Source organism: Rhizobium sp. Pop5 (assembly GCF_024721175.1).
Lineage (GTDB): Bacteria > Pseudomonadota > Alphaproteobacteria > Rhizobiales > Rhizobiaceae > Rhizobium.
This window is the reverse complement of record NZ_CP099402.1, coordinates 418,799-443,357: the sequence shown is the minus strand read 5'-3', so window position 1 is coordinate 443,357 and position 24,559 is coordinate 418,799. Positions and strand designations below refer to the sequence as shown.

The following is a 24,559-nucleotide window of genomic DNA, read 5'->3' as shown; positions in this document are numbered from 1 at the left end:
CATGTCCGGCGGGCCGATCCACGATTATATCGTCATCGGCAGCGGGGCGGGCGGCGCCGTCGTCGCCGCGCGGCTCGCCGAAGAAGGCCGCACCGTGCTCGTCATCGAAGCCGGCGGCGATCCGCTCGCCAAGGTGGACGACAGCTCCGACATGCCGCTTGCCGATGCTTCCCGCGTGCCGGCCTTTCACGCCTTTGCCTCCGAACATCCAGGGATGGCCGGGAACCATTGGGTGCGCCACTACGAAAATCAGGAAATGCAGGAGCGCGACTGGCGATACTCCAAGGAAAAGGACGGCGTGCTTTATCCCCGTGTGCGCGGGCTCGGCGGCTGCACCGCCCATCATGCGATGATCATCGTCCGGCCCAATCATTGCGACTGGAACCACATTTTTGCGATCACCGGCGACGAAAGCTGGAAAGCCTCGCACATGCAGGGTTATTTCGAGCGCATCGAGCGCTGTCGCTATCGCTTCTTCCTGTGGCGCTGGCTTGCCGCCATAACCGGCCTCAATCCGACCGGCCATGGATGGTGGGGCTGGATGACGACGGAGCGGGCGCTGCCGCTCAGGGTCCTGCGCGATTGGCCGCTGTGGCGGGCGCTCCTGCGCTGTGTCGGCGCTGCGGCCGATGCCTTCGGCAAGCGGGGCTCCGACTGGGAGACGACCGAGGTCGATCCGAACGACAATCGCAACTGGAACATCGGCGCCTGCGGCGTGCGCGTTACGCCGCTTTCGACGCGCCGTCACGTCAGGCACGGGCCGCGCGAGAGGTTGCTGGACGTGATGAGGCGGCACCCCGATCGCCTGACGCTTCGCCTCAACACCACGGTCACGCGCATCGAATTCGAGGGCAAGCGGGCGGTGGCGGTGCGCTGCGTCGACGGGGAGGGGCGCGAGGAAGTCATCCGGGCCGGCCGCGAGATCATCCTCTCAGGCGGCACCTTCGCCTCGCCGCAGCTTCTGATGCTGTCGGGCATCGGCGATCCCGGCCATCTCAAGAAGCACAAGATTCGTGTCGTCGAAGCGCTGCCTGGCGTCGGACAGAACCTGCAGGACCGCTACGAGGTCGGCGTCGTCACCCGGATGAACGAACCCTGGTCGGCGCTGAAGGGCGTGACCTATACCAACCGCGACGCCCATTACCGCAGGTGGCGCAAATTCCGCATCGGCAATTATACCAGCAATGGCGTCATGTTTTCCCTGACGCTGAAATCCCGCGACACGCTGACCGAGCCGGACCTGCACTGCTTTTCGCTGCTGGCCGATTTCCGCGGCTATTATCCCGGCTATTCCGAGCGCATCCGCAAGCCGGACTATATGACCTGGGCGATCCTCAAGGCCTACACCGAAAACCAGGGCGGCACGGTGCGGCTGAGAAGCACCGATCCCGCTGCCTTGCCGGCAGTCATGTTTCACTCCTTCTTCGAGGGAAACGGCAATTGCGACCTCGACCTCGACGCCGTCGTCCATGCCATCCGCTTCGTCAGGAAGGTCAACGATGCGATGGACGATCTCATCGCCTGCGAGGAGGAGCCCGGCCGGCAGTACGAGAGCGACGAGGCGCTTCGCCGCTATGTCGCCGAAAACGCCTGGGGTCACCATGCCTGCGGTACCTGTGCCATCGGCCCCCGGGACCGCGGCGGCGTGCTCGACAGCCGCTTCCGGGTGCACGGCATCGAAGGCCTGCGCGTCGTCGATGCTTCCGTCTTTCCCCGCATACCCGGCTACTTCCTCGCGACCGCCGTCTACATGATCGCCGAGAAGGCGGCCGACGTCATTCTCGCCGACAGCTGAGTGGAAACACCGTCATGAACGAACACCGCATCCATCGGGATATCAGCATCTACAATTGGCTCGGCGAACATGTCCGGGGCTTCGTTCGATGGTGGCGCGAATTCGATGCCTGGCTGAACCAGCCGCTGCCGCCAAACCGACGCCTCGCCTGGCGATGGCTCGCCCCCGATGGCTATGCCTGGTTCGTGCCGCTACTGGCGGCCATTCTGACGCTTGCCATGGCGCTCGGCCCGACCATCAACATGCGCTGGGGCAATCTCGGCCTGCTCGTGATTGGTGTCGTGCTGCTTTTCCTGCTGCATGCGGCGGCGGTTCGGCGACCCGTCTTCAACCAATATCTGCTGGCGGGACAACTGGTCATCCTCGCGGTCCTTGCAGTGCTTCTTCTCATCAATTCGCGCCCGGAAACCTACGGCATGATGACGGCGCGGCCCCGCCTGCATGTCGGCGTCGCGATCGTCTGCGCGCTCGTTCTCGCGCTCCCGGCGGCTTGGCTGCTCGCATCGAGCCTGTTCCGCTCCAATGCGGGCGGCGGGCTTGCCGACAGTCTGCCGAAGGTGGAGCTCTTTCTGCCCAAGAACCGATACGATTTCATGGGCCGGGGACCGATCGCCGCGCTGGCCTCGGCCCTGTTCATCGCGCCGATCCGCTATCCGGTCGAGTTGCTTCTGCCCGGATCGCTGCTCACCCTGTTCGTGCCGGACCATTATCTCGGCTACGCCTTCTACGTGACCGCCGCCGTCGCATGGATCGCCCTTTTCCTCGGCATCCTGTTCGACCGGCTGATGGAAATCCTGCAGACGATTGGGCGCCTCTTCTTCATCGGCCCGCAGCGGGTCATCAGCGTTCTCGTCATCGTCGTCGCGGTGCTTCGCCTCGCCGACGTCCACTACATCACCTATCTCTTCAACGCCGGCTCCGGAGGCTACGGCAATACGACGATCATGCGCTACATCGTCTTCGCCTATGCCGTCGCCTGGTATTACGCCTTCTGGTGCGATCACTTCGTCGCGCGCCGGGTCATGCGCCTGATGGACAGGCAGCACCGAGCGATCACGCCTGTCGAAATCGCTTACGACTATGAAGGCAGCGAGACCTTGAGCACGGTCCAGAACCAGGGCCGGACGATTGCGCTGCACGGCGCGGGACGCCTGAAGATCGAGGGCCGCTACGAGGATCGATACCAGCAGCAGACCAAGGCTGCGTCGAACAGGGCGATCCAATTCATGACGCCGGCGGAAGTGCTCGCCCAGTTTCGCGCGCAGCTGGAGCGTCTGCCCGCCGATCAGGCTCCGGCAGGAGACCTGCTTGCGAGCCTGCGCAATTTTCAGCGCTCGACGCTCGTCTATCCCGCCCTCGTCGGCTTTGTGGCCTATCTCCTGATCGGCGGTCCCGCCGCCTTCAGCTTCTGGTGGGCGATCCAGCCGCCGGAGCTTGCGATCCGTTCCGAACGGCATGTGGCCAAGCAGCCGGCGTCATTCCTCTTCGGAAGCGATGAGCCCAATGGCGGCTGCGCTGCCCTCCAGCCCACCACGCCGAGAATTGCCGTCGTCGCTTCCGGCGGCGGCACGCGGGCGGCCATCTACACCGCCTCGCTGCTGCGCGGGCTCGCCGAACATGACCAGATCTGCAACGTCGTCCTCGTCAGCGGCGTTTCGGGCGGCAGCGCCGCGCTCGGCTATTTCGCGCTTCACGAGCAGGAGCTTCGCCGGCCGCGCGACAGCATGAATGTCAAGGCGTGGGATGATTTTTCGCAGGCCATGGTGCTGCCCTTCATCGAACAGGTGATCGACGCCGCGAGCGACATCCGCTTCACCTTCGGGCGCTGGCACTGGGCATCCTCGGCCTGCCATGAAGCCAAGACGGTGGATCAGGCCACGAACGGCTGGACCCCGGCACGGTCGAGGCTGGGTGCCATTCTTTCCGAATCCTTCGTCTGCGAGATGGGCGCTGCAACGATGGAAGCCCCGTCCTTCGGCCTGATGCTCAACACCGCGATCGTCGGATCTTTTTCCGCCGACCGCCCTTCTTCCGGCAACAGTCCTTTCTGCAAGGTCGATCCGACGCTCTCGCTGCCTGAGAAGGCGACGCAATGCCGCCAGTTCCTGGATGCCGCCCAGGCGGGTGGGCGGCTGGTGCTGACCAACCTTGCCGCGCCGGCGCCTCCGCCTGATGACGGATCACTTCACATGCAACTGGTCACGCTCGACAATGCCGATATATCGATCGGGCGTGCCGCGGCGCTCAGCGCAAACTTTCCGCCGGTCTTTCCCGATGCCGCGATCGACATCGAGACCCCCGGCCAAATGGGGAAACGATATTGGGTCACCGACGGCGGGGCAGTCGAAAACCGTGGCGCCATGACGCTCTACTATTCCATCCGCGATGCCTTCCGGTCAGCGCCGCAGCCCTCGCAGGCGCTGCCGCCGTTGCATGTGGTCATCGCCGACGTCTCGGCCTCGGCCGGCCGTTACAGCGAGAGCTTCGGTTTCGGCTCGGTGCTCGGCGCCGGCGGTCAGCTCGGTCTCGGGCTGGAGACGGAGCTTCGCGCGGCGATCGAGAAGCTCTACTGCGATCATCATTCGCAAGTCAGCATCCACGAGATCACCATGCCGCGCGTTTACCGGGACGGCGGGATCGGTACACATTGGCTGCTTCCCAACTCGCTGTCCTTCACCAATCCCGAGGACCCGTCGCAGACCGAAATCCTGTCTGCACGGGACGTCGGAACGCTCGTCCTGGCGCTGCACAGCGATGTCGCGGAAAACTTCGAGGACGGCGATGCGGCAAAATCGGTCAAGGCCTGGGCGCAGCAGGATAATGTCGCAAAACACGACGAAAACTGGAAAGAACTGCTCGACGGTCTTGCGGCAAAGCAAAGCGGAGAAGGGATGTCCTGCGCGCCCCGCTGAGGGGAACGCGCAGGACGATTATGTCTCGTCTTTAGGCGACCGGGCCGCTCGCCTCAGGCGATGCCGCCGAGGCAGACATATTTGATTTCGGTGAATTCCTCGATGCCGTATTTCGAGCCTTCGCGGCCGAGGCCGGAGAGCTTGACGCCGCCGAAGGGGGCTTCGGCCGTCGAGATCAGCCCGGTATTGACGCCGACCATGCCGTATTCCAGCGCCTCGGCGACCCGGAAGACGCGGGCAAGATCCTTGGCGTAGAAATAGGAGGCAAGGCCGAACTCGGTGTCGTTGGCCTGGGCGATGACATCGGCCTCGTCCTTGAAGCGGAAGAGCGGCGCCACCGGCCCAAAGGTCTCTTCCCGGGCGACCGCCATGGCAGGGGTGACGTCGGCGAGCACGGTGGCCTCGTAGAAACGGCCGCCGAGCCGGTGGCGATGACCGCCGGCAACGACGCGGCCGCCCTTCGACAGCGCATCGGCGACATGCTCCTCGACCTTGGCAAGGGCGGACTCGTCGATCAGCGGGCCGAGATTGATGCCCTCGTCGAAGCCGTTGCCGGTCTTCAGCGTTCCCACAGCCTTCGACAGCTTCTCGGCAAAGGCGTCATAGACGCCCTCCTGCACATAGAGCCGGTTGGCGCAGACGCAGGTCTGGCCGTTGTTGCGGAACTTGGCGATCAAAGCGCCTTCGACCGCCGCATCGAGATCGGCGTCGTCGAAGACGATGAAGGGGGCATTGCCGCCAAGCTCCAGTCCGAGCTTCTTGATGGTCGGAGCGCTCTGCTTGTAAAGCTCGGCGCCGACCTCGGTCGAGCCGGTGAAGGTCAGCTTGCGCACGATGGGGTTTGCGGTCATCTCGCCGCCGATGGCGCGCGCCGAGCCGGTGAGCACGCTGAACAGGCCCTTGGGGAAACCGGCGCGCTCGGCCAGGATGGCGATGGCGATTGCCGAAAACGGCGTCTGCGAGGCCGGCTTCAGCACCATGGCGCAGCCGGCGGCAAAGGCCGGTCCGGCCTTGCGGGTGATCATCGCATTGGGGAAATTCCAGGGCGTGATGGCGGCGACGACGCCGATCGGCTGCTTCATCACCAGGATGCGCTTGTCCTTCTGATGGCCGGGAACGATATCGCCATAGACGCGCCGCGCCTCCTCGGCAAACCATTCGATGAAGCTCGCGCCATAGGCGATCTCGCCCTTGGCTTCGGCGAGCGGCTTGCCCTGCTCCGCCGTCAGGATGCGGCCGAGATCGTCCTGATTGTCCATCATCAGCTCGAACCAGCGCCGGAGGATCACCGAGCGCTCCTTGGCAGTGCTGGCAGCCCATTGCTTCTGCGCGACCTCGGCTGCGGCAATCGCCGCCTTGGTCTCGGCAGCCCCCAGGTTGGGAACCCGGCCGAGGATCTCGCCGGTCGCCGGATTGTCGACCTTGATCGCGTTGTCGCCCGCCTCGATCCAGTCGCCGCCCACCAGTGCGGCCTGCCGGAACAATGTTGCGTCCTTCAATTCCATGACTGTCTCCTCAGATTACCATTTCCGTTTTCCTTGAGTCACGGGGATGCTCTATCTCTTTTCGTGTTTGCGCAATTGCAGACTTGAAAACCGCCGCCAGTTTTGCGTGACCTGCTCTCGTCAACGCTGCCGGAAGCGATCGGTTCGAAGACAGACTATTATCACCGTTGCAGGATTTGTGTGTGGGGCCTCAGCAGAAAGCGGCGGCTCGTGCTCGCCGTCACGCTCATGCGGGCTCCGCGCGGCGAACAGCCAGCGTTGTTCGGATAGAGCCAGCGATATCGATGGCGGCTAGTTGATTTTCTGATTGCTACATGGACCAGTATGCGTGCCACGGCCCGATTGGCAATCGGGCAGCGGTTTGCGTCGGCAATTGCCGAGGGACCTACTCCGCAGCTTCGATGAAGCGGTGACGTTCGTAGAGAAACTTCAGCACGACCTCACGGCATTTGAGATACACCCGGTCGGAGGCGAGTTCTATGCGATTGCGAGGGCGGGGCATCGTTACATCGAGCACTTCGCCGATACGGGCCGCCGGGCCGTTGGTCATCATCACGATGCGGTCGGACAGCAGCACCGCTTCATCGACATCATGGGTGATCATGACCATCGTGTTGCCGAGCCGGCTATGGATCTCCATCACCGCGTCCTGGAGATGGGCGCGGGTCAAGGCGTCAAGAGCGCCGAACGGCTCGTCGAGCAGCAGGATCTTCGGCTCCATCGAAAGCGCGCGGGCGATGCCGACGCGCTGCTTCATGCCGCCAGATATTTCCGAGGGCCGCTTGTCCTTTGCATGGGCCATCTGCACGAGGTCGAGATTGGCCATGACCCAGTCATGCCGCTCAGCCTTGGTCTTCGTTCTGCCGAAGACTTTGGAAACGGCCAGATTGACGTTTTCGTAGACGGTCAGCCAAGGCAGGAGCGAGTGGTTCTGGAAGACGACGGCGCGTTCCGGACCCGGCTCGTTGACCTCGCGGTTTTCAAGAAGCACGGCGCCTGCGGAAACCGGGGTCAGACCGGCGATGAGATTGAGCAGCGTAGACTTGCCGCAGCCCGAATGGCCGATGATCGAGACGAACTCGCCCTCTGATATCGTCAGGTTGATGTCCTTCAGGACTTCGGCGCGCACGCCGCCGCGGTCGAAATGCTTGTCGATACGGTCGAGCTTCAAATAGGCGTTCATAAGTCGCGCTCCTCAATTGGCCATGGCGCCGCGGGTGACGAGTTTGCCGAGTGCCGCCACCAGCTTGTCGAGGGCAAAGCCGACAATGCCGATATAGGCCAGCGCGACGATGATGTCGGGGAGACGCGATGAGTTCCACGCGTCCCAGATGAAGAAGCCGATACCGACGCCGCCAGTCAGCATTTCCGCCGCGACGATCGCAAGCCAGGAGAGGCCCACGCCGATCCTGAGGCCGGTGAAGATGTAAGGCGCGGCCGAAGGCAGCATGATCTTCAGGAAAAATTCGAACTGGTTGAGGCGCAGCACCTCGGCGACGTTGCGGTAGTCCTGCGGAATGTTGCGGACGCCGACTGCGGTGTTGATGATGACAGGCCAGATCGAGGTGATGAAGATGACGAAGATCGCCGAAGGCCTGGAATCCTGGAAGGCTGCGAGCGAAAGCGGGAGCCAGGCGAGTGGCGGAACCGTACGCAACACCTGGAAGATTGGATCGAGGCCGCGCATCGCCCAGACCGACTGTCCGATGATCGCTCCGATGATGACGCCGGCCACCCCGGCAAGCCCGAAGCCATAGGCAACGCGTTGCAGCGAAACGAGCACGCGCCAGCCGAGCCCGATATCCTGGGAGCCGTTGTTGAAGAAGGGATAGGCGATCAGGTCGTAGCTCTCCTGCCAGACCTGATGCGGCGAGGGCAAGGACGCGTCGGTCGAGGAGCACAGTACCTGCCAGACGAGCAGGATGAGCGCCAGGACGACGGCCGGCGGAACGACATTGCTTAGTGCGGTCAGGCCCGCACGGCGAAAGTCGATCCGTGGTCCATGGTTGCCGGAAAACGGCAGGACCTTTGCCGCTCGCTTGATGGGGACGGTCGGGGAGGGATTGTGTTTACTTGCCAGGGCGGACATCGGCGCGCTCCTCACGGGAAAAGGGCCGGCGCGCTGGTCGCGCGCCGGAAGGCGGGTCAGGAGACGGCCTTGATTGAAAGGCTGTCGAGATAGGCGGAAGGATTTTCAGGGTCGAAGACCTTGCCGTCGAAGAAGGTCTCCTTGCCGCGTGAAGCCGATGCGGGAATGTCTGCCGCAGCGATGCCGAGATCTTTGGCGGCCTCGCGCCAGATGTCTTCACGGTTCACCTGGTTGACCAGCGCCTTGACATCCGTCGTCGCCGGCAGATTTCCCCAGCGGATGTTTTCCGTCATGAACCAGGTGTCGTGGCTCTTGAACGGGTAGGAGGCGCCGTCCTTCCAGAACTTCATATAGAGGTCGGTGGCCTTGACCTCGCGACCGTTCCCGTAATTGATGTCGCCCTTGAGGCGGCCGAGCACATCCTTGGTCGGCACGTTGAACCATTGGCGCTTGCCAAGGAGCTCCGCCATCTCCGCCTTGTTGTCCATGCTGTCGCACCATTGCTGCGCTTCCATAATGGCCATCAGCAGGGCCTTGGCGGCATTCGGGTTCTTTTCGATCCACTCGGCGCGAAGCCCCAGCGCCTTTTCAGGATGGCCCTTCCAGAGCTCGCCCGTGGTGGCTGCGGTAAAGCCGATGCCCTGGTTGACGAGCTGCTCGTTCCAGGGCTCGCCCACACAGAAGACATCCATGTTGCCGACCTTCATGTTGGCAACCATCTGCGGCGGCGGCACGACGATCGTCGAAACATCCTTGTTCGGGTCGATGCCGCCGGCGGCGAGCCAATAGCGGATCCAGAGGTCGTGAGTGCCGCCCGGGAAGGTCATGGCGGCCTTGATCTCTTTGCCCTCTGCCTTCTTCTTTTCGAACGCCGCCTTCAGCTTCGAGGCATCGAGCTGCACGCCAGTGTCCGAATATTCCTTGGCAACGGAAATGCCCTGGCTGTCGAGATTGAGCCGGGCAAGGATCGCCATCGGCACCGGCTTGTTGTTCTGCGTCACCTTCCCCGTATGCATGAGGTAGGGGAGCGGCGAGAGGATATGAGCGCCGTCGATGCCGTTAGCCGCGCCGCCCAGCACGAGATTGTCACGGGTCGCACCCCAGGACGCCTGTTTTGCGACATCCGTTTCCGGAAGGCCGTACTTGTCGAAAAGGCCCTTCTCCTTGGCGATGATCAGCGGCGCGGAATCCGTGAGCGCGATAAAGCCGAGCTTGATGCCTTTCACTTCAGGGCCGGGCCCAGCTGCGAAGGCGCCGGATGGAAAGGCAGCTTTGACGGCGCCGATGAGGGCGGCCGCCGCAGTCGTCTTGAGCATGCTGCGACGGGTCATGCCGGGTGTCGAAGTCGCGGTCGTCGAAATCTTTTTCATCTGCAGGTTCCCCTCTGCTTGTTGAATTCGGACGCAAAAAAACGCCGCCGGCCATTGCTCGGGCGGGATGGGAAAATCCCGTCAGCAAAGTCCTTGCGACGCCATTGTCTAATGCAGGCGCTTATGCCGCGCCTATCCGCGCCGATCGCCGTTGACCGGTGCATTCAGGAAGACGCAATCGGTGTGCCAGTTTCAGGGTTGGATGCTAACAATCTGAAGTAAAACAAAAAACTGCCGATTTTCGGCGGTGATTATTTTTTAGGCGGACTGCGGGAATGATGATGATTTGTGCGCTTGCGAAGCCGACGGTTTTTGCAGGAGCGCGCTATTTGTGCAATGCACACTATGGTTCGTCGGTCGTCGTATAACGCCGCTGGGCAACGAGATGTCGATTAGTACTCTATCAAATATTCAATGAGACATTTGGGCGAACGAAACAGCGAGAGCCCCTTGAGTAACAAACGATCCAGGACAAACATCGAGCTTGAGAACCTGCTTCGCCAGCTCGGCCTGGCACTTGAAGCATCCGGGATCGGGATCTGGCAGCATAATATCGCGAAAAACCAGACGCGATGGGACGAGCAGCTCAAGGCGATCTACGGCGTTCCCAAGGCTCCGCTCGATGTCATATGGCTCGACAGCATCCACCCTGACGACCTGGCGCCGACCAATGCGATATTCCTGCGGGCGATCGAAACCAAATCCGACTATGCATCCGAGTTCCGCATCACCCGGCCTGATGGGGCGATCCGCTATCTCCGCTCGCGCGCCCGGTATTTCGTGGATGCCGCCGGCGATCCCTGCTTCGTCGGTGCCGAATGGGACGTCACGGACGACGTGCTTCTCAACAAGGAGCTTGAGCGGAGCCGGGCGGAAGCGCGGCTCGCCGCCGATCACGATCATCTCACCGGTCTCCTGAACCGGCGCAGCTTCGATTTCGCCCTGTCGGAGCTTGCGCGGGAAGAGAGCGCCAAGGTGACGCTTCTTCATATCGACGTGGATCATTTCAAGGAGATCAACGACCGTTTCGGGCATGCGGTGGGAGATCTGGTTCTTCGTCACGTCAGCAAAATTCTCGTGGAAGCCATTTCGGCCGGAGATGTGGCGGCGCGCCTCGGCGGGGACGAGTTCGCCGTGCTTATTCCGAAGGACGAGTGCGACAAGACCAATGCAGTGCTCGATCATATCCAGAAGAGCCTGGAAAGCCCCATCCCTGTCGGCGACCAGGCGCTGATCGTCTGCTGCTCCATCGGCGTCGCCAGCGCGATGAGCGCCGATCTCGCCAAGCTGCTCTCGCAGTCGGATCTGGCATTGTACCATGCCAAGCGGAACGGCCGGAATCGCGCCGAGATATTCTCCGATGAGATGGCCTCTGCCCTGGCGACCGAACGCCAGCTTGCACAGGATCTGCGTTCAGGGCTGGCGCTCGGTCAGATCCGCCCGTTCTACCAGGTGCAGGTCGATGCCAAGTCGTTCCGGGTCAACGGCGTCGAAGCCCTGGCGAGATGGCACCATCCGACCAGGGGAATTCTCGCTCCCGCCCATTTCCTGTCGCTGGCATCCTATAATGGCCTGGTCGCCGAGCTCGACGACGTCATTCTGATGGCTGTGCTGGCGGATATGCAATCCCTGGAATCCCAGCTCGAAGGGATCCGGGTCTCCGTCAATCTTTCCGCCGATCGTCTCAACGATCCCGAGTTGATAACCAAGCTCGGCAGCTATGACATACCGCCCGGCCGGTTGAGCTTCGAGCTGATCGAAACGATCTTTCTGGACAGCCTGAGCGATCATGTCAGGCAGAACATCGAGGCCATCAAGTCCTTCGGCATCGATATCGAGATCGACGATCTTGGCTCCGGCCACGCCTCTCTGTTGGGCCTGCTCGAGCTGCGTCCGGATCGCGTCAAGATCGATCGCCAGCTGGTGATGCCGATCCTGCAATCGGTCCCGAGCCGCCGGCTGGTCGGTTCGCTGGTCGACATCGCCCGGGCGCTCGATATGGGAGTCATCGCGGAAGGGGTGGAGACGATCGAACATGCCAAGGTGCTTGCCGATCTCGGTGTTCACACCCTTCAGGGTTATGCATTCGGGCGGCCGCAGTCATTTGCCGATCTGACGGCGCGGCTGGAGCAGGAGGCACTGGAGGCCGATATCGCCTGCGCGGGTTGACGAAGCGGTCATACCGCGCCTTGAGCCTGAACGGCCTGACGGTGTCTCGCTCGTCCGGCAAGTGCGCGAAGTCCGCCGCCCGAACGAGGTTCGTCCAGCCGGCGCATGATGTATTCGACATTGAAGGCGTGGAAGAGGAAGCCGACGTCGCTGAGCGAGGAATGGGACCTGACGGCACGGACGGCTGATATCAAGCGGTCTGCGTCAACGAGCCTCAATTCGTGAAGGCAGCAGTTCTGCGTGAGGTCACGCGCGATCTCGGCGGCGCCGGCGACGAGGGATTTCGTCAGGTAGGGCTCGAAATTCTCCCGCAACGGAATATCCAGAAACGGCTCGGGATAGCCGAGATGCCGCAGCAGGCTGCGGTGCAGGCTTTTGCGCTGCCGCCAGGCGGAAGGCAGACTGCGGTAGAAGCGGACCGCCTCCGGCTGGGCAAACGGGCTGACGGGCCACAGGCCATGGGCTGTAAATAGCGGCGCGCGGGCTGCCTGCGCCTCCAGCACCGAAATCGGCAGGACCGGAAAGGGCGCCCTGTCGCAATGAGCGGCATAATCGGCGAGGCCATCTCTAAGGGATTTTGACAGGGCCGGCGGGAAGGCATCCGGCAGAAAGGCGTCGCTGACGTTGCGGGCGAGCTGTTCGGGTTCCTGTTCGAAGGCATGAGACATCAGCAACTCGTCGCCGCCGGTTCCCGTCGCCACGACGCGCGCGCCGGAGGCGGCGACGAAGGCTTTCAGCAGGCGGCCGAGCGGCCTTTGCAGATCGGCGTTGTAAGGGGCGGCTTCGTAGTCGGCATGCCGGGCGAAGGAGGAGGGCACCATGGGCACGGCGCCGACGGGCAGCAGCATATCCCGAAATGCGAAATGATCGATCGCAAGCGCGCGCCGGCGGATCTGCTGGGCGCGCGCCGGCCCGTCGATTTCAAGCGCGTAGGTCGGCAGGTCGGGATAGCGGGCGGCCAGGATGGCGGCCACGACAGCGGAATCCAGGCCGCCACTGAATTCGCTCGCGACCCGATCGGGTTGCAACGGCCAGCGCTGCAGCAGCGCGTCCACCAGCCCGCGCGCCGCCGCTGTTATATCGGCATCCTCGCGAAGAGGGGTCGGAACGTAATACTCGGCCGGCTCGGGATATTTGACATCCACCGCGCCGTCGCGGCTGATGAGGAGCGAGGCCCGTTCCGTGACCATGAATACGGAGCGGAACATCGTCGTTGCCGCGTAGGGCAGGGTTCCGGTCAGGCGCAGGCCGGTCCGCTCCACGTCGACGTCATCGAGGTCGAGATCGGGATAGAAGTCCGCCATCGACCATGACAGGTCGATCCGCGCGCCTGCCACCCTGATATAAAGGGGCGCGACGCCGCCGTGACCGGCGGAAACAGTGACCATGCCGGCGCGGTTGTCGATCGAGACCGACTGATGGTCCAGCGGCCATTGCCGATGCGCGGCTGAGAAAGCCTGAGCCTCCTCCATCGTCCAATCGGCCCGTGGCGCGCCGAGACTGTCCGGACCGGCGCAGCGTTCGCGGCAGATGAGGATCGTCCGCTCCGGCGTTTCCCAGCGGAAGCTCTCGAGCAGGGGATGGTCGAGAATATCAATGCGCGCCGCCGGGCCTTGAAAAACATGCCGTTGCTCACCTGCAGCAGGCAGGCATTCCCGATCGATCGTTCCCTTGAACATGGCGTGATCTCTCCGATGTCGCTTGAAGAAGGCAATGACCATCGCTTCTGCGGCGGTCACTACAGCCTGACGCCCGATATTTGCCCCTTATCCGGCTACCGCCACCGCCGGGGTCGAGCCACTCGTTTCGACCCGTCCTTCGGACCCCCGCACGCGGGGCGAAGGGACCATGTCGAAACCTTTCCGTCCCCATCCACGTCTCGCAGGGCACGTCCCCTCTCCCCGTCAGGACGGGGAGAGGGTGGCAGTCGTCAATGCTCAGACATCAAGCTTGTCCATATCGCCCGGCTTCCCGCCCTTGATCATGGCGGCGATTTCAGTCGCGGACGGCGTCTGCCCGACGCGCGGAGCTTTGGCGTACACGCTGAGTTCGCTGCCGATGGTATCAGCCTGCTTGGGGGTTCTGGTCATATCCATGGTATTGCTCTCCATTTAGGGGTTGGATCATCCCGCAGCTGTGCGGGTAGGTGGCATGGCTGCGTCAACTGCTAAGGTGACGCCGCTTGCGGGATGACTTCGATGCAGCTGGTGGCTTGGCTGGCGGAATTTTTCGCGGTGTGTTTCGACATTGCCGCACTCCTTTTTGTTTCAAGGGTTTGGTGGCTGAACATTGGCGATGAACGGATTTGCCGGCCTACTGTCCTCCCATCGCCGAAAAGGTTCCGTTGGCGTTGTAGGTCACGTTGAAGGTTGTATAGCCGGTGGTGAAATCGCAGCGGGCCGCGTTCGTCTCGTCATAGGACACGGCGCTTCCGGGCGGCTGGTAGCCCGTTTTCACGAAAAAGATCTGTTTCGGTATGCAGGTCATGACGGCATTGGGGGCAGGGGCGACGAAGCTGGAGAGGATGATCGCCTCATCGCTGTTGAGCGCGGCGACGCCGCAATAAAGCTCCGGAACCGGCAAGGGCGTGTAGGTGGGTACGTTTACGGCAAAGCCTCCGACCGGAACCCCGGATTGATAGGCGGGCAGGGAAAGCCCGAGCGGATCAAGCGACATACTTGTGCAATTGTCGGGCGAGCCGGTTGATGTGGTGAGCGTCATCGGCCGGGCTGCTGTGGTGCTGCCAACGATCGACCGCGTGGCGTCGAGCGTGATGAGCGCGACGAACTGCGAGGGTGGTACCGCTTTCCCGGTGCTGAGGGCGCCCGCGTAAACCTGGCTGTCTAGGCCGAAACTGATCTGGGCTCCCGAACTCGTGTAGTTGCCGACGCTCTGGCAGCCGAGACTGCTGGCGAGAACGGAAGGGCTCGGCAATGAGGGAAAGGCGGCCTGCTTCTGAAAGATATAAAAATATTGCGTCGTCTGCGACTGGTTCCGAACGATGATCTGGTAGGACGAACTGGTCATGGCGTAAGTCACTCCCGGCTGAGATCCTGCCTGTTCGTCGCCTCGGCGGGCGACGACAATCGCGCAAATGGCGCGCATGCGGGCGAAGAGGGGACGCTTCACCCGCATGTCTGCCGAGGCTTACTGGCGCTGTACAGTCCAGGTGCCGTTGGCGTTCAGGGTGACGTTGCAGACGGTGTAGCCGCCGGTGAAATCGGCGATCGCGGCGGTGACGCTCGACTGCGTGAAATCCATGACGCTGCCGGGCGTGTAGGCGCCGGTCTGGACATAATATTTCAGGATCGGCTGGCAATCGGTATTGCTGAGCGGGTTTGCCTGCACGAAGTTGGACAGCACGATGCCGCCATTGACTTCGACCGCCGAGCCGACGTTGTAGTAGGGCGGCGAGGTAAAGCTCGGTGTGGTAATGCGGAAGGCGCCGGGCTGCACCCCTTCACCGTAGACCGGTGCGGAAAGACCGAGCGGGTTGACGGTTGCACTCGTCCAGTCGTTTGGCTTGCCGCTGCCACCCTGCGGCGGAGCGAGATCGACGGCGCGGCTGGCCGATGCGTAGCCGGAGGCGGATCCGATCGACGGCGGTGTATTGGCCTGCTGAATGCCCGCATAATATTGCAGGTTGACCTGGAAGGTCAGGATCGAACCTCCGGAATCGTAGTTGGCGAGGGTCTGCGAGAAAAGGCTGTTCGAATAGACTTGTCCGCCGCCGGTATAAATGGCCGGCTGTTGGAAGAAGAAGAAACCTTGCGCCTGGGGCTCGTAGTTTTTCACGTTGATGGTCAGCAAAGTAGACATGGTCAACAACCCTTCTGCGTTGAGAGTGGAAACAAGGGTTCCCGCCGCGGCGGGGGCAGCCTTTTCGCTGTTGCCGTTGATGAAACCCTGACTAGAAAGATCATCGATGATCCGGATAATGGCAACTTAAACGTGTTGAGCGCAGATTGAAAAACCGCGCAAATTTGCGCTTGGCGTTACGGGTGCTCCGGAGGGATGGATTCGACCAGCCCCATGAGATTGGAACGGGCCGCCGCCGGCCGGTCGCGCAGCGCCAGAACCAGTTGCAATTCCGTGGTCGAGATCGGGCTGTTGCGATGCCAGTCCATGGTGCCCCGCCCGAGCAGCAGCCAGTCGAGCGAGACATCGAGGAGGTGCGCCAGCGCACACGCACTTTCGAGCGAGGTGTGACCGCCGTTTTGCCAGCGCGAGACGGCGGCGACCGATACGTTGAGTTCAGCCGCCAGCGCGTGAACTTTGCGGAATTTGCCGCGGGATATCGCCTCGCGAATGCGTCTGCCGCGTGCCAGGTCGTGCGTCATCGGAATCCTCCCCATGGTTCCATCGAAATTGATAGCCATGGAGAGCGTTCGGGCGATGAAATATGAGGGATCGCTTATGAAAATGAAAGGCAAAGCGAAGGGCCAGTCAATCTGGTGAAATATCCATATTGCCCGGGATCGGCCTCTCGTTGTGAAACATCGACGAGCAGGAGGGGCGGAGATGTTGCGGATACTCACCAGAGATATGCTCGAGACCGATCGGCGTGCCTTCGATGAAATGTTTCGTGCGCGCGCCGCCGTCTTTCGCGACCGGCTGGGATGGCAGGTCGATGTCAGGGACGAGTGGGAAAGGGATCGTTACGACGAGACGGAAGATCCCGTCTATCTCGTGACGCAATGGCCTTCCGGCGCGCTGACGGGCTCGCTGCGCCTGCTGCCGACGACGGGGGCCACGATGCTGAAGAGCGAGTTCCGTCAATTCTTCGACGAGCCTTTCGACGTCGACAGCCCGACGACATGGGAATGCACCCGCTTCTGCGTTCATCCGCTTGCCGGGGAGAGCGGTCAAAATTCGTCGCGCACGGTCGCGACCGAGCTTCTTTCCGGCCTTTGCGATCTTGCTCTCGATACCGGCATCGAAAGCATCGTCGGCGTCTATGACGCCGCGATGATCGGCGTCTATCGCCGGATCGGCTGGCGGCCGACCCCGCTTGCCAAATCCCGGCCGGAGATCGGCAACCTCTATGTCGGCTTGTGGGAGGTGACGGCGGAGAACGGCTGCACGCTTCGCGCCAATCTCTCCCGGCTGATCGAGCAGGCCTCCCACAATCCTGCCGAGGCGGTTGCCGAAAGGCACGGCGGCATTAGGTGAGCGTGGCCTCGTCGTACGAGCGCTGCTCCGCAAAGCAAACCGTCGGTTCCGGGATCGACACAGAGCCGCCGTCCACAGCCGGATATGCCGCGCCCGACCTTAACTTATTTTTCACGTCATGCCGGGGAATGGCTATTATCAGCGATCGCTAAATGATACCAATGCGGGTATGCAACGAAACACACAACCACGAGTCCATCTCATGCTGAGCAGTTCTCGTTTTTTCTACAGTCTGGACCGGATCTCCGCAGCGCCGACATTGCAGGATCTGGAAACGACGCTTGATGAAGTCCGCCACATCTATGCGATATCGCATATGGTTTTGCATGTGACACGCCCTACGGGGACGGCCGGCAATCCGCTGCTGATGCTGACCTATCCGCCCGAATGGGTGAAGCAATATCTGGAACGGGACTATTTCAGCATCGATCCGGTCATACGTCTCGGCCGGCGCGGCTTCCTGCCGGTGGAATGGTCCGCGTCGAAATGGGATTCGGGCCGGGCACACGGCTTCTTCAAGGAAGCGATGGCCTTCGGCGTCGGCCGGCAAGGTGTCACCCTGCCGGTGCGGGGACCGCAGGGCGAACGATCGCTGTTTACGGTGACATCAAACCACCCTGAAGCCTACTGGAAGCAATTCCGCATGGACAGCATGCGTGACCTCCAGTTTCTCGCCCACCATCTCCATGACAGGGCAATGGTCTTGTCGGGGATGAGAAAGGCTGCGGATTTCCCGCAATTGTCGCGCCGCGAATTGCAATGCCTTGAAATGACTGCCAATGGCCTTCTGGCCAAGCAGATCTGCGCTCGTCTATCGATTTCGGTGAGCGCCGTGCAGCTCTATCTCGCCTCGGCGCGCCGGAAGCTGACGGTTGCGACGACGACCGAGGCGGTTGCCCGGGCCACGGCGCTCGAACTGATATAGTTTGAAATATCATGGCCTTCTGCGCCTGAAGTCAGAGCTGTGTGGGACCAGGCGACATCCTCATGGACAAACGGGTTGGGAGAACTTACATTAGCGTTCGGTATTACCTTTGACTAAGGGGGCTCCATGGCATCGCCGACGTCGCTCAAACTCGATGATGAGCTGAAGGGCCGTGTCCAGCAATTGGCCGAAGTCCGCCGCCGCTCGTCTCACTGGATCATGCGGGAAGCCATTGCGCAATATGTGGAGCGTGAGGAGAAGCGCGAGGCGCTGCGGCAGGAGACGCTCAATGCCTGGAACGAATTTCAGGCGACGGGTCTGCACGTGACCGGTGATCAAGTGGAGAATTGGCTTTCGACATGGGGAACTGACGAAGAGCTGCCCGCGCCCGAATGCCACAAGTAATCTTCTCCCCGGCTGCAATCCGTGACCTTGAACGATTGCGCGAGTTCCTGCGGCCGAAAAATCCATCGGCCGCCAAACGGGCAGGCGAAACGATCCTTAAATCTGTGCGGGCCCTCGGCATGAATCCGTATATGGGACGTCTCGTCGAGGATTTGCCCGAGCAATACCGGGAATGGCTTATCGATTTCGGAGATAGCGGGGACGTGGTTCGCTACCATATCGATGGAGACGCTTTGACGATCCTGGCAGTACGGCACCAGAGGGACGCAGGGTTCTGATAAGGATGCATTTGCCGATGCCTCGGTCATGGGAAAAGATGAATTTCTGAGTAGGGCTGCAATGCGAAGCACGGGGGAACCCGGCTCAGCGCTTGCCTCTCGTGCGCGTCGCCAGGACGTTGCGGATCGAGAAGCTGGAGTGAATCCTGAGGACGCCGGGCAAAGCCGATAATATTTCCTTGTGGATTCGCTCGAATTCGCCGGCATTGGCGACCTCGACGCGCAGCAGATAATCCGAACCGCCCGTCATCAGGAAACATTCCCGGATTTCGGGATGACGACGAACGGCCGCCTCGAAACGGTCGAGATAATCTTCCGTCTGCCGTTCGAGAGTGATGTTGATGATCACGGCGATCGTCGCATCCGCATTGCCGGTGTCGACAAGCGCGGTATAGCCGCGGATCACGCCTGATTTTTCCATGATCTTGATGCGCCTGAGGCAGGCCGATGGTGACAGGCCAACTTCGCCGGCGAGCTTGGCATTGCTCATGCGGGCATCGAGGCGCAGCAGCCTCAGAATGTTGCGGTCGATCGTGTCGAGGGCGGCCATGATAGATCATTCCGAATTTTTATCGATTATGCGAAAAATTGATCAATCATGCAATCATCAATGAATATATGGCAGGCAATTTCGCCGATTGTTTCATAAGCTCCCGGTATCAGGAGGAGCGGACATGGATAGCGATATTTTGATTTCCCGCACACGCGCTGCCACGGCCCAGGGAGCCACGGGCTATCTGACGATCGACCTTGCCGCACTCGGCCGCAACTATCGCAAGCTCGTATCGATGCTGACGCCGGCCCGCACGGGCGCCGTCGTCAAAGCCGATGCCTATGGCCTCGGCGCCGAACGTGTGGCGAGAGCGCTTTACGGCGAGGGTTGCCGGCATTTCTTCGTCGCCCAGTTCGTCGAGGCCGTGCGGCTTCGCCCGGCCCTTGCGCAGGACGCTCAGATCTTCGTGCTGAACGGCCTGCAGCCTGGCAATGAAATCGCCTGCGCCGAAATGAGTATCGTCCCGGTTCTGAATTCGTTTGCCCAGTGGCGGCAATGGTCGGCTGCGGCACGGATGCTGAAGCGCTGCCTGCCGGCCGTGCTCCAATTCGATACCGGCATGTCGCGGCTCGGCTTTCCCGAGGAGGAGAGGTCGGAGCTGGCCGCAGCCCTTCGCGACGGCAGCAACATCGAAATCCTGTTCATCATGAGCCATCTGGCTTCGGCCGACGACATGGGCAGCGAGCAGAATGGCGAGCAATTTGCCGAAATGTCCCGCGTCGCCGATGAATTTCCCGGCTTCGACATATCCTTTGCCAATTCCGGCGGCGTTTTCCTGGGCGATGCCTATCACGGCGTGCTGGCCCGGCCCGGTATCGCGCTTTATGGCGGCGCTCCGAATGCCGGCGAAGAAAATCCGATGGAGCCTGTCGTCAGCCTCGATGTCGCCGTCGTGCAGACGCGCACCGTGCCGGCGGGCACGAAGGTCGGTTATGGCGCCGCGCATGTCGCGCAGCGGGAAATGCGTCTTGCCACCATCGCCGCCGGTTATGCCGACGGCCTGCCGCGCTGCCTCGGCGACCGCGGCGCCGTCTATTTCAAGGGCATCCGCCTGCCGATCGTCGGCCGCGTGTCGATGGACAGCATCACCATCGATATTTCGGCCCTGCCGGAAGGTGCGCTGACCTTCGGCAGCCTCGTCGAAGTGCTTGGTCCGCATCAGACGCTCGAAGACGTCGCGCGCGACGCCGACACCATCGCCTACGAAATTTTAACCGGCCTGGGCGACCGTTACGACAGGCAATATCGCTGAGCATCCGACGGCTCCACTATTGGGAACATCATGAAAGTCATCGTTCTGGGAGCCGGCATCCTCGGCGTCACATCCGCTTATCAGCTTGCAAAGGCCGGTCATGAGGTCACGGTCGTCGACCGCCAGCCGGGGCCGGCGCTGGAGACGAGTTTCGCCAATGCCGGCGAAGTCTCCTTCGGCTACTGCTCGCCTTGGGCAGCGCCCGGCATTCCCATGAAGGCCATGAAGTGGCTGTTCATGAAACATGCGCCGCTCATCCTGCGTCCGAAATTCGACCTGGCCATGCTCTCATGGATGACGAGGATGCTGTCGAACTGCACCTCCGAGCGCTACGCGATCAACAAGAGCCGGATGCTCCGCCTTGCCGACTACAGCCGCATCGCGCTCGCCGAGCTGCGTGCGGAAACCGGCATCGCCTATGACGAGCGCATGCAGGGAACCTTGCAGCTGTTCCGCACGCAGCAGCAGCTCGATGCTTCGGCAAAGGACGTCAAGGCGCTCGCCGCCGACGGCATTCCCTATGAGGTGCTGGACAGGGACGGCTGCATCCGCGTCGAACCGGCGCTGAAGCATGTGCGCGACAAGATCGTCGGCGGCCTGCTGACGCCGAAGGACGAAACCGGCGACTGCTTCAAGTTCACCAATGCGCTCGCCGCCAAAGCCGAAGCGCTCGGCGTCCGTTTCGCCTATGGCACGACGATCAAGGCGCTTGATGTCGAGGCCGGCCGCGTGCGCGGGGTTATCACCGCTCGCCATCGCGATGGCGATCGCGAGCGCGAGCGCATCAGCGCGGATGCAGTCGTGGTCGCGCTCGGCAGCTATTCGCCGCTGCTGCTGAAACCCCTCGGCATCAGCCTGCCGGTCTATCCGGTCAAGGGCTATTCGCTCACCATCCCGATCACCGATGCATCCCGCGCGCCGGAATCGACCGTCATGGACGAGACCTATAAGATCGCGATCACCCGGCTCGGCGACCGCATCCGGGTCGGCGGCATGGCTGAAATCTCCGGTTATACCAACGATCTCGGGCTCGCCCGGCGCAGCACGCTGGAGCATTCCGTCACCGACCTCTTCCCGGGCGGCGATGTTTCCAAGGCTTCCTTCTGGTCCGGCCTGCGCCCGATGACGCCTGACGGGACGCCGGTCATCGGCCCGACAAAGGTCGCCGGCCTCTTCCTCAATACCGGCCACGGCACGCTCGGCTGGACCATGAGCACCGGGTCGGCGCGGCTGATCTGCGATCTCGTCGGCGGCCGCATGCCCGAGATCGACGCGACGGACCTTGCCGTCAGCCGCTATCGATGATGGCGTGAAGGCAACGCAAAGAGATTGAAAATGACCGTGAAAATCATTTATCAATTTTGAGCATGATTTTCAGAGGTTACGAATGTCCGCTGGTTCCGATTGGCATGCCCACGACAGCTTGAGCCAACAGCGGGTCATAGCGAGCATGTCGTTTCGGGAGACGGTACGGAGCGGAACGGACCCGGACCAGCTTTCGGAGGCGCTGTCGACGCCGAAAGCTCCGATCAAGGTGACGGCGGAAGGCCGTGCGCGCATTGCGTATCACTGCAATTTCATCTCGCTGGACGATGTAACCGTCGGCGATTGTTCCTATGACGGCGCGATCCGCTGCCAGCGGGAAGGGGTCGTCGATAAGATAGCTGTATTTCTGCCGACTGCGGGGAATATGACCTTCGTAGGGGGTGGAAAGGCAATAGACTCGGTGCCCGGTAAAGGTCTGATCCTGGAGTCGAGCCATGCGGGGAGCAGCAGCATTTTCGGCCCCCGCCGCCATCTTTGCCTGTTTGTCGATCGTGCCAAGATGGTCACGCGCCTCGGAAATATGTTCGAGCGGACGATCAGCGGCGATATCGGCTTTCATCCCCACTTCGATCTGACGGCCGGTCCTGGGCTTGTCTTGCTGCAGCTCGTCTCGAACCTCCACAGCGGCCTCAGCCGCGGCAGCCTGCTGCAGCGCTCGCCGCTGGCCGTCAGCTCGCTCTGCGACGCGGCGATCTACCTGCTTCTGGAGGCCTGTCAGCATCGCTATTCGGACGAGCTGGCGCGCGCCGCTCCGGCGCCGGCCCCGCGCCATGTCAAACGTGCCATCGACTTCATGCAGGAGCATGTTGCCGCGCTGCCATCGCTCGACGATATTGCCGCGGCAGCCGGGGTCAGTATCCGTACGCTGCAGCAGGGTTTCCGGCAATTCAAGAACACGACTCCGATGTCATATCTGAATGACATCAGGATGCTGGCCGTCCATCGGGAGCTGTGCGAGGCCGACGCGAACCAGGCCGTCGCCGACATCGCGCTCAGATGGGGTTTTACGCACCTCGGGCGATTTGCCGGAGAGTACAGGAAGCGTTTCGGCCAGCTGCCGTCACAGACATTGAAACGCTAGGCGGCGTGGACAAATTCCTTATGCCACGATTGCCATTCAAGCGCCCTAGGGCAGGCAGGGAGCGAGGCGCAGGCCGACGGCGGAGTGGATCTCCGTCAGAGTAACGCTACCAGGCCGCCGCTTCGATGGTGCCTTGGCCGACGAATCTTCGAGGAGGGTTTGAGCTTCTTGTTCGATACTTCGTCACTACGCCGAAACCCAAACCTTCCTCAATTCACAACACGAAAAGCTTGCCATAGACGATGATGGATGAGAGATGTCGTCAAGACCTTATGAACGAGAGCAGGTCCGGGTTGAGGACATCCGCATGTGTGGTTAGCATGCCATGGGGGTAGCCGGGATAAGTTTTCAGCGACCCGTTCTTAAGCAGGTCGACCGCACGCGGCACGGAACTTGCGAACGGGACGACTTGATCAGCCTCGCCATGCATCACTAGCACCGGCACGGTGATCTTCTTGAGGTCTTCGGTATAATCTTCGAGCCAAGAGTCGACAGTCGCGTGGTGAGCGAGGGCACCGCCGGCCATGCCTTGGCGCCACCAATTCGCGATGATTGCCTCCGAAGGCTTGGCCCCATCGAGGTTGTAGCCGTAGAACGGATTCTCAGGGACGAAACGGTAGAACTCCGACCGGTTGCCCAGCACGCCTGCGCGGATCGCTTCGAACCACTCCGGCGGCTGACCGGACGGGTTTTCCTCGCTCCGGTACATGTTCGGCGTCAGGGAAGCGACCAATACCGCCTTCGCGACGCGCTCCTGGTGGCGAGCGACATAGCGAGCCACCTCACCGCCACCTGTCGAGTGCCCGATATGGATCGCGTCGCGCAGGTTGAGGTGTTCAGTCAGGGCCGCGAGGTCGGCAACCCAGCGGTCCATGTTGTTGCCGGTGCTGGGCTGGTCGGACCGGCCATGGCCGCGCCGGTCGTGAGCGATCACCCGATACCCGTGACGAAGGAAGAATGTCATCTGGGCGTCCCAGTCGTCCGCTGTCAGCGGCCAACCGTGGCTGAAAACGATCGGCTGACCTGATCCCCAGTCTTTGTAGAAGATGTTTACGCCGTCTGTAGTCGTGATCGTGGGCATTGTTCAGTTCCCTTAGATTAGCCGCGAACAAAGTCATCGCTCACCGGCGCTGGCGTTCCAGCGAGAAACTCGATTGACTATCGCGGAATCCCCGCCCGAGAAGGCAAGGCTCTTCGTTCCGATCATCCTTTCCTCATCGCTTGGCAGTTGACATAGCACGGACTGGTTGAGTCAAGCCGGCCTTTCGGAGGAAGGTCCTGAGTCGGGGTGATCTAACAGAAGTAGAGTGGCGGGCTTTGGAGGACTTGCTGCCTATCGAACCTGAAACCGTGGTCGAGGCAGGCCTCCTGAACAGAACCGCTCGATCATCGAAGGCATTCTCTGGCGGCTGCGGTGGGGTGCTCCGTGGCGCGATGTGCCGTCCAAATATGGGAGCTGGAACACGATCTATCGCCGTTTCCGGCGTTGGAGCGAGGCCGGGGTTTGGGAGACCGTAGCCGTGACGCTCGCCGGGATTATGGCGGACAGCGGCCACTACGGCACCGGTCGCTCTACAAACAGTGCAACCGCATCGAGCGCATGTTCGGCCACCTCAAGATCAACCGGGCCATCGCAACCCGCTACGACCAAGTGGCCAGCAGCTTCCTCGGCATGGTCCATCTCGCCACCGCCAGATACTCGCTCAAATTTGGCCACGCCGCCTAAG

Annotated in this window: 22 protein-coding genes and 1 pseudogene; 12 read left to right on the top strand and 11 right to left on the bottom strand. The window is 61.9% G+C overall.

Annotated features, from left to right (window positions below; translation table 11 throughout):
• Window position 1: 1 nt before the first annotated feature.
• Both NE852_RS30080 and NE852_RS30075 read left to right on the top strand, forming a co-directional pair.
• Window positions 2-1,795 carry a GMC family oxidoreductase gene (locus NE852_RS30080; RefSeq protein ID WP_008532033.1) on the top strand — a complete coding sequence of 598 codons (1,794 nt, stop codon included), beginning with the start codon at window positions 2-4 and terminating at the stop codon, window positions 1,793-1,795.
• 14 nt (window positions 1,796-1,809) lie between these two features.
• A complete protein-coding gene (locus NE852_RS30075; protein WP_258157186.1) occupies window positions 1,810-4,707 on the top strand; it encodes a patatin-like phospholipase family protein in 2,898 nt (965 codons plus the stop codon).
• Window positions 4,708-4,760: 53 nt separating this feature from the next.
• On the opposite strand, the gene gabD is transcribed toward NE852_RS30075, so the two are convergent.
• From gabD to NE852_RS30055, 4 genes are all read right to left on the bottom strand, one after another.
• Window positions 4,761-6,212, bottom strand: a complete 1,452-nt coding sequence (gene gabD / locus NE852_RS30070; RefSeq protein ID WP_258157185.1) for an NADP-dependent succinate-semialdehyde dehydrogenase — start codon at window positions 6,210-6,212, stop codon at window positions 4,761-4,763.
• A 385-nt stretch (window positions 6,213-6,597) separates the two neighbouring features.
• Window positions 6,598-7,395 (bottom strand): ABC transporter ATP-binding protein, encoded by a 798-nt coding sequence (locus NE852_RS30065; RefSeq protein WP_008532043.1) that lies wholly within the window; start codon window positions 7,393-7,395, stop codon window positions 6,598-6,600.
• A 12-nt stretch (window positions 7,396-7,407) separates the two neighbouring features.
• Window positions 7,408-8,301 (bottom strand): nitrate ABC transporter permease, encoded by an 894-nt coding sequence (gene ntrB, locus NE852_RS30060; protein ID WP_008532044.1) that lies wholly within the window; start codon window positions 8,299-8,301, stop codon window positions 7,408-7,410.
• A gap of 56 nt (window positions 8,302-8,357) precedes the next feature.
• The gene (locus tag NE852_RS30055) at window positions 8,358-9,671 is read right to left on the bottom strand and encodes a CmpA/NrtA family ABC transporter substrate-binding protein (RefSeq protein WP_008532045.1); all 1,314 of its coding nucleotides are present in this window, start codon (window positions 9,669-9,671) and stop codon (window positions 8,358-8,360) included.
• A gap of 450 nt (window positions 9,672-10,121) precedes the next feature.
• On the opposite strand from NE852_RS30055, the gene NE852_RS30050 reads away from it, so the two are divergent.
• A complete protein-coding gene (locus NE852_RS30050) occupies window positions 10,122-11,840 on the top strand; it encodes a putative bifunctional diguanylate cyclase/phosphodiesterase (RefSeq protein WP_374992020.1) in 1,719 nt (572 codons plus the stop codon).
• 8 nt (window positions 11,841-11,848) lie between these two features.
• On the opposite strand, the gene NE852_RS30045 is transcribed toward NE852_RS30050, so the two are convergent.
• From NE852_RS30045 to NE852_RS30025, 5 genes are all read right to left on the bottom strand, one after another.
• On the bottom strand, window positions 11,849-13,519 hold the full coding sequence (locus NE852_RS30045) for an asparagine synthase-related protein (protein ID WP_008532050.1): 1,671 nt from the start codon (window positions 13,517-13,519) through the stop codon (window positions 11,849-11,851).
• A 258-nt stretch (window positions 13,520-13,777) separates the two neighbouring features.
• A complete protein-coding gene (locus NE852_RS30040) occupies window positions 13,778-13,936 on the bottom strand; it encodes a hypothetical protein (protein WP_164841444.1) in 159 nt (52 codons plus the stop codon).
• A 217-nt stretch (window positions 13,937-14,153) separates the two neighbouring features.
• The gene (locus NE852_RS30035) at window positions 14,154-14,975 is read right to left on the bottom strand and encodes a hypothetical protein (RefSeq protein ID WP_008532054.1); all 822 of its coding nucleotides are present in this window, start codon (window positions 14,973-14,975) and stop codon (window positions 14,154-14,156) included.
• A gap of 12 nt (window positions 14,976-14,987) precedes the next feature.
• Window positions 14,988-15,659, bottom strand: a complete 672-nt coding sequence (locus NE852_RS30030; protein ID WP_037173716.1) for a hypothetical protein — start codon at window positions 15,657-15,659, stop codon at window positions 14,988-14,990.
• 176 nt (window positions 15,660-15,835) lie between these two features.
• Window positions 15,836-16,180 carry a helix-turn-helix domain-containing protein gene (locus NE852_RS30025; RefSeq protein WP_008532056.1) on the bottom strand — a complete coding sequence of 115 codons (345 nt, stop codon included), beginning with the start codon at window positions 16,178-16,180 and terminating at the stop codon, window positions 15,836-15,838.
• A 181-nt stretch (window positions 16,181-16,361) separates the two neighbouring features.
• On the opposite strand from NE852_RS30025, the gene NE852_RS30020 reads away from it, so the two are divergent.
• The 4 genes from NE852_RS30020 to NE852_RS30005 all read left to right on the top strand — a co-directional run bounded on the left by NE852_RS30020 (window position 16,362) and on the right by NE852_RS30005 (window position 18,620).
• Window positions 16,362-17,012, top strand: a complete 651-nt coding sequence (locus NE852_RS30020; RefSeq protein ID WP_037173719.1) for an acyl-homoserine-lactone synthase — start codon at window positions 16,362-16,364, stop codon at window positions 17,010-17,012.
• A 202-nt stretch (window positions 17,013-17,214) separates the two neighbouring features.
• Complete coding sequence (locus NE852_RS30015) at window positions 17,215-17,937, top strand: LuxR family transcriptional regulator (protein ID WP_258157183.1); 723 nt, start codon at window positions 17,215-17,217, stop codon at window positions 17,935-17,937.
• A 126-nt stretch (window positions 17,938-18,063) separates the two neighbouring features.
• Window positions 18,064-18,342, top strand: coding sequence for a CopG family ribbon-helix-helix protein (locus NE852_RS30010; protein ID WP_008532065.1), 279 nt, complete (start codon window positions 18,064-18,066; stop codon window positions 18,340-18,342).
• A complete protein-coding gene (locus tag NE852_RS30005; protein ID WP_008532066.1) occupies window positions 18,330-18,620 on the top strand; it encodes a type II toxin-antitoxin system RelE/ParE family toxin in 291 nt (96 codons plus the stop codon). Before NE852_RS30010 ends, NE852_RS30005 begins: the two co-directional genes overlap by 13 nt.
• A gap of 85 nt (window positions 18,621-18,705) precedes the next feature.
• On the opposite strand, the gene NE852_RS30000 is transcribed toward NE852_RS30005, so the two are convergent.
• Complete coding sequence (locus tag NE852_RS30000; RefSeq protein ID WP_008532067.1) at window positions 18,706-19,170, bottom strand: Lrp/AsnC family transcriptional regulator; 465 nt, start codon at window positions 19,168-19,170, stop codon at window positions 18,706-18,708.
• A 124-nt stretch (window positions 19,171-19,294) separates the two neighbouring features.
• Between NE852_RS30000 and alr the strand changes: the two genes are divergently transcribed.
• The 3 genes from alr (at window position 19,295) to NE852_RS29985 (ending at window position 22,832) form a co-directional block, all read left to right on the top strand.
• On the top strand, window positions 19,295-20,425 hold the full coding sequence (alr, locus tag NE852_RS29995; RefSeq protein ID WP_008532068.1) for an alanine racemase: 1,131 nt from the start codon (window positions 19,295-19,297) through the stop codon (window positions 20,423-20,425).
• 30 nt (window positions 20,426-20,455) lie between these two features.
• The gene (locus tag NE852_RS29990) at window positions 20,456-21,730 is read left to right on the top strand and encodes a D-amino acid dehydrogenase (protein WP_258157182.1); all 1,275 of its coding nucleotides are present in this window, start codon (window positions 20,456-20,458) and stop codon (window positions 21,728-21,730) included.
• Between the two features lie 82 nt (window positions 21,731-21,812).
• Window positions 21,813-22,832 carry an AraC family transcriptional regulator gene (locus NE852_RS29985; protein WP_008532074.1) on the top strand — a complete coding sequence of 340 codons (1,020 nt, stop codon included), beginning with the start codon at window positions 21,813-21,815 and terminating at the stop codon, window positions 22,830-22,832.
• A 262-nt stretch (window positions 22,833-23,094) separates the two neighbouring features.
• Here the strand turns inward: NE852_RS29985 and NE852_RS29980 are convergent, their stop codons facing one another.
• Window positions 23,095-23,913, bottom strand: coding sequence for an alpha/beta fold hydrolase (locus NE852_RS29980; RefSeq protein WP_008532075.1), 819 nt, complete (start codon window positions 23,911-23,913; stop codon window positions 23,095-23,097).
• 304 nt (window positions 23,914-24,217) lie between these two features.
• On the opposite strand from NE852_RS29980, the pseudogene NE852_RS32820 reads away from it, so the two are divergent.
• Window positions 24,218-24,289, top strand: a pseudogene (locus NE852_RS32820) (hypothetical protein); the annotation flags it as partial.
• Window positions 24,290-24,336: 47 nt separating this feature from the next.
• Window positions 24,337-24,558: a transposase gene (locus NE852_RS32815; RefSeq protein WP_052034571.1), complete on the top strand. Its 222-nt coding sequence runs from the start codon at window positions 24,337-24,339 to the stop codon at window positions 24,556-24,558.
• Window position 24,559 lies beyond the last annotated feature (1 nt).

Coding starts and splice junctions, on each gene's coding strand:
- NE852_RS30045 (WP_008532050.1), bottom strand. CDS start 13,519: ATGTTCAAGGGAACGATCGATCGGGAATGCCTGCCTGCTGCAGGTGAG.
- NE852_RS30025 (WP_008532056.1), bottom strand. CDS start 16,180: ATGACGCACGACCTGGCACGCGGCAGACGCATTCGCGAGGCGATATCC.
- gabD (WP_258157185.1), bottom strand. CDS start 6,212: ATGGAATTGAAGGACGCAACATTGTTCCGGCAGGCCGCACTGGTGGGC.
- alr (WP_008532068.1), top strand. CDS start 19,295: ATGGATAGCGATATTTTGATTTCCCGCACACGCGCTGCCACGGCCCAG.
- NE852_RS30030 (WP_037173716.1), bottom strand. CDS start 15,659: ATGTCTACTTTGCTGACCATCAACGTGAAAAACTACGAGCCCCAGGCG.
- NE852_RS30065 (WP_008532043.1), bottom strand. CDS start 7,395: ATGAACGCCTATTTGAAGCTCGACCGTATCGACAAGCATTTCGACCGC.
- NE852_RS29980 (WP_008532075.1), bottom strand. CDS start 23,913: ATGCCCACGATCACGACTACAGACGGCGTAAACATCTTCTACAAAGAC.
- NE852_RS30005 (WP_008532066.1), top strand. CDS start 18,330: ATGCCACAAGTAATCTTCTCCCCGGCTGCAATCCGTGACCTTGAACGA.
- NE852_RS29990 (WP_258157182.1), top strand. CDS start 20,456: ATGAAAGTCATCGTTCTGGGAGCCGGCATCCTCGGCGTCACATCCGCT.
- NE852_RS30015 (WP_258157183.1), top strand. CDS start 17,215: ATGCTGAGCAGTTCTCGTTTTTTCTACAGTCTGGACCGGATCTCCGCA.
- NE852_RS29985 (WP_008532074.1), top strand. CDS start 21,813: ATGTCCGCTGGTTCCGATTGGCATGCCCACGACAGCTTGAGCCAACAG.
- NE852_RS30075 (WP_258157186.1), top strand. CDS start 1,810: ATGAACGAACACCGCATCCATCGGGATATCAGCATCTACAATTGGCTC.
- NE852_RS30035 (WP_008532054.1), bottom strand. CDS start 14,975: ATGCGGGTGAAGCGTCCCCTCTTCGCCCGCATGCGCGCCATTTGCGCG.
- NE852_RS30000 (WP_008532067.1), bottom strand. CDS start 19,170: ATGGCCGCCCTCGACACGATCGACCGCAACATTCTGAGGCTGCTGCGC.
- ntrB (WP_008532044.1), bottom strand. CDS start 8,301: ATGTCCGCCCTGGCAAGTAAACACAATCCCTCCCCGACCGTCCCCATC.
- NE852_RS30040 (WP_164841444.1), bottom strand. CDS start 13,936: ATGGATATGACCAGAACCCCCAAGCAGGCTGATACCATCGGCAGCGAA.
- NE852_RS30020 (WP_037173719.1), top strand. CDS start 16,362: ATGTTGCGGATACTCACCAGAGATATGCTCGAGACCGATCGGCGTGCC.
- NE852_RS30080 (WP_008532033.1), top strand. CDS start 2: ATGTCCGGCGGGCCGATCCACGATTATATCGTCATCGGCAGCGGGGCG.
- NE852_RS30055 (WP_008532045.1), bottom strand. CDS start 9,671: ATGAAAAAGATTTCGACGACCGCGACTTCGACACCCGGCATGACCCGT.
- NE852_RS30010 (WP_008532065.1), top strand. CDS start 18,064: ATGGCATCGCCGACGTCGCTCAAACTCGATGATGAGCTGAAGGGCCGT.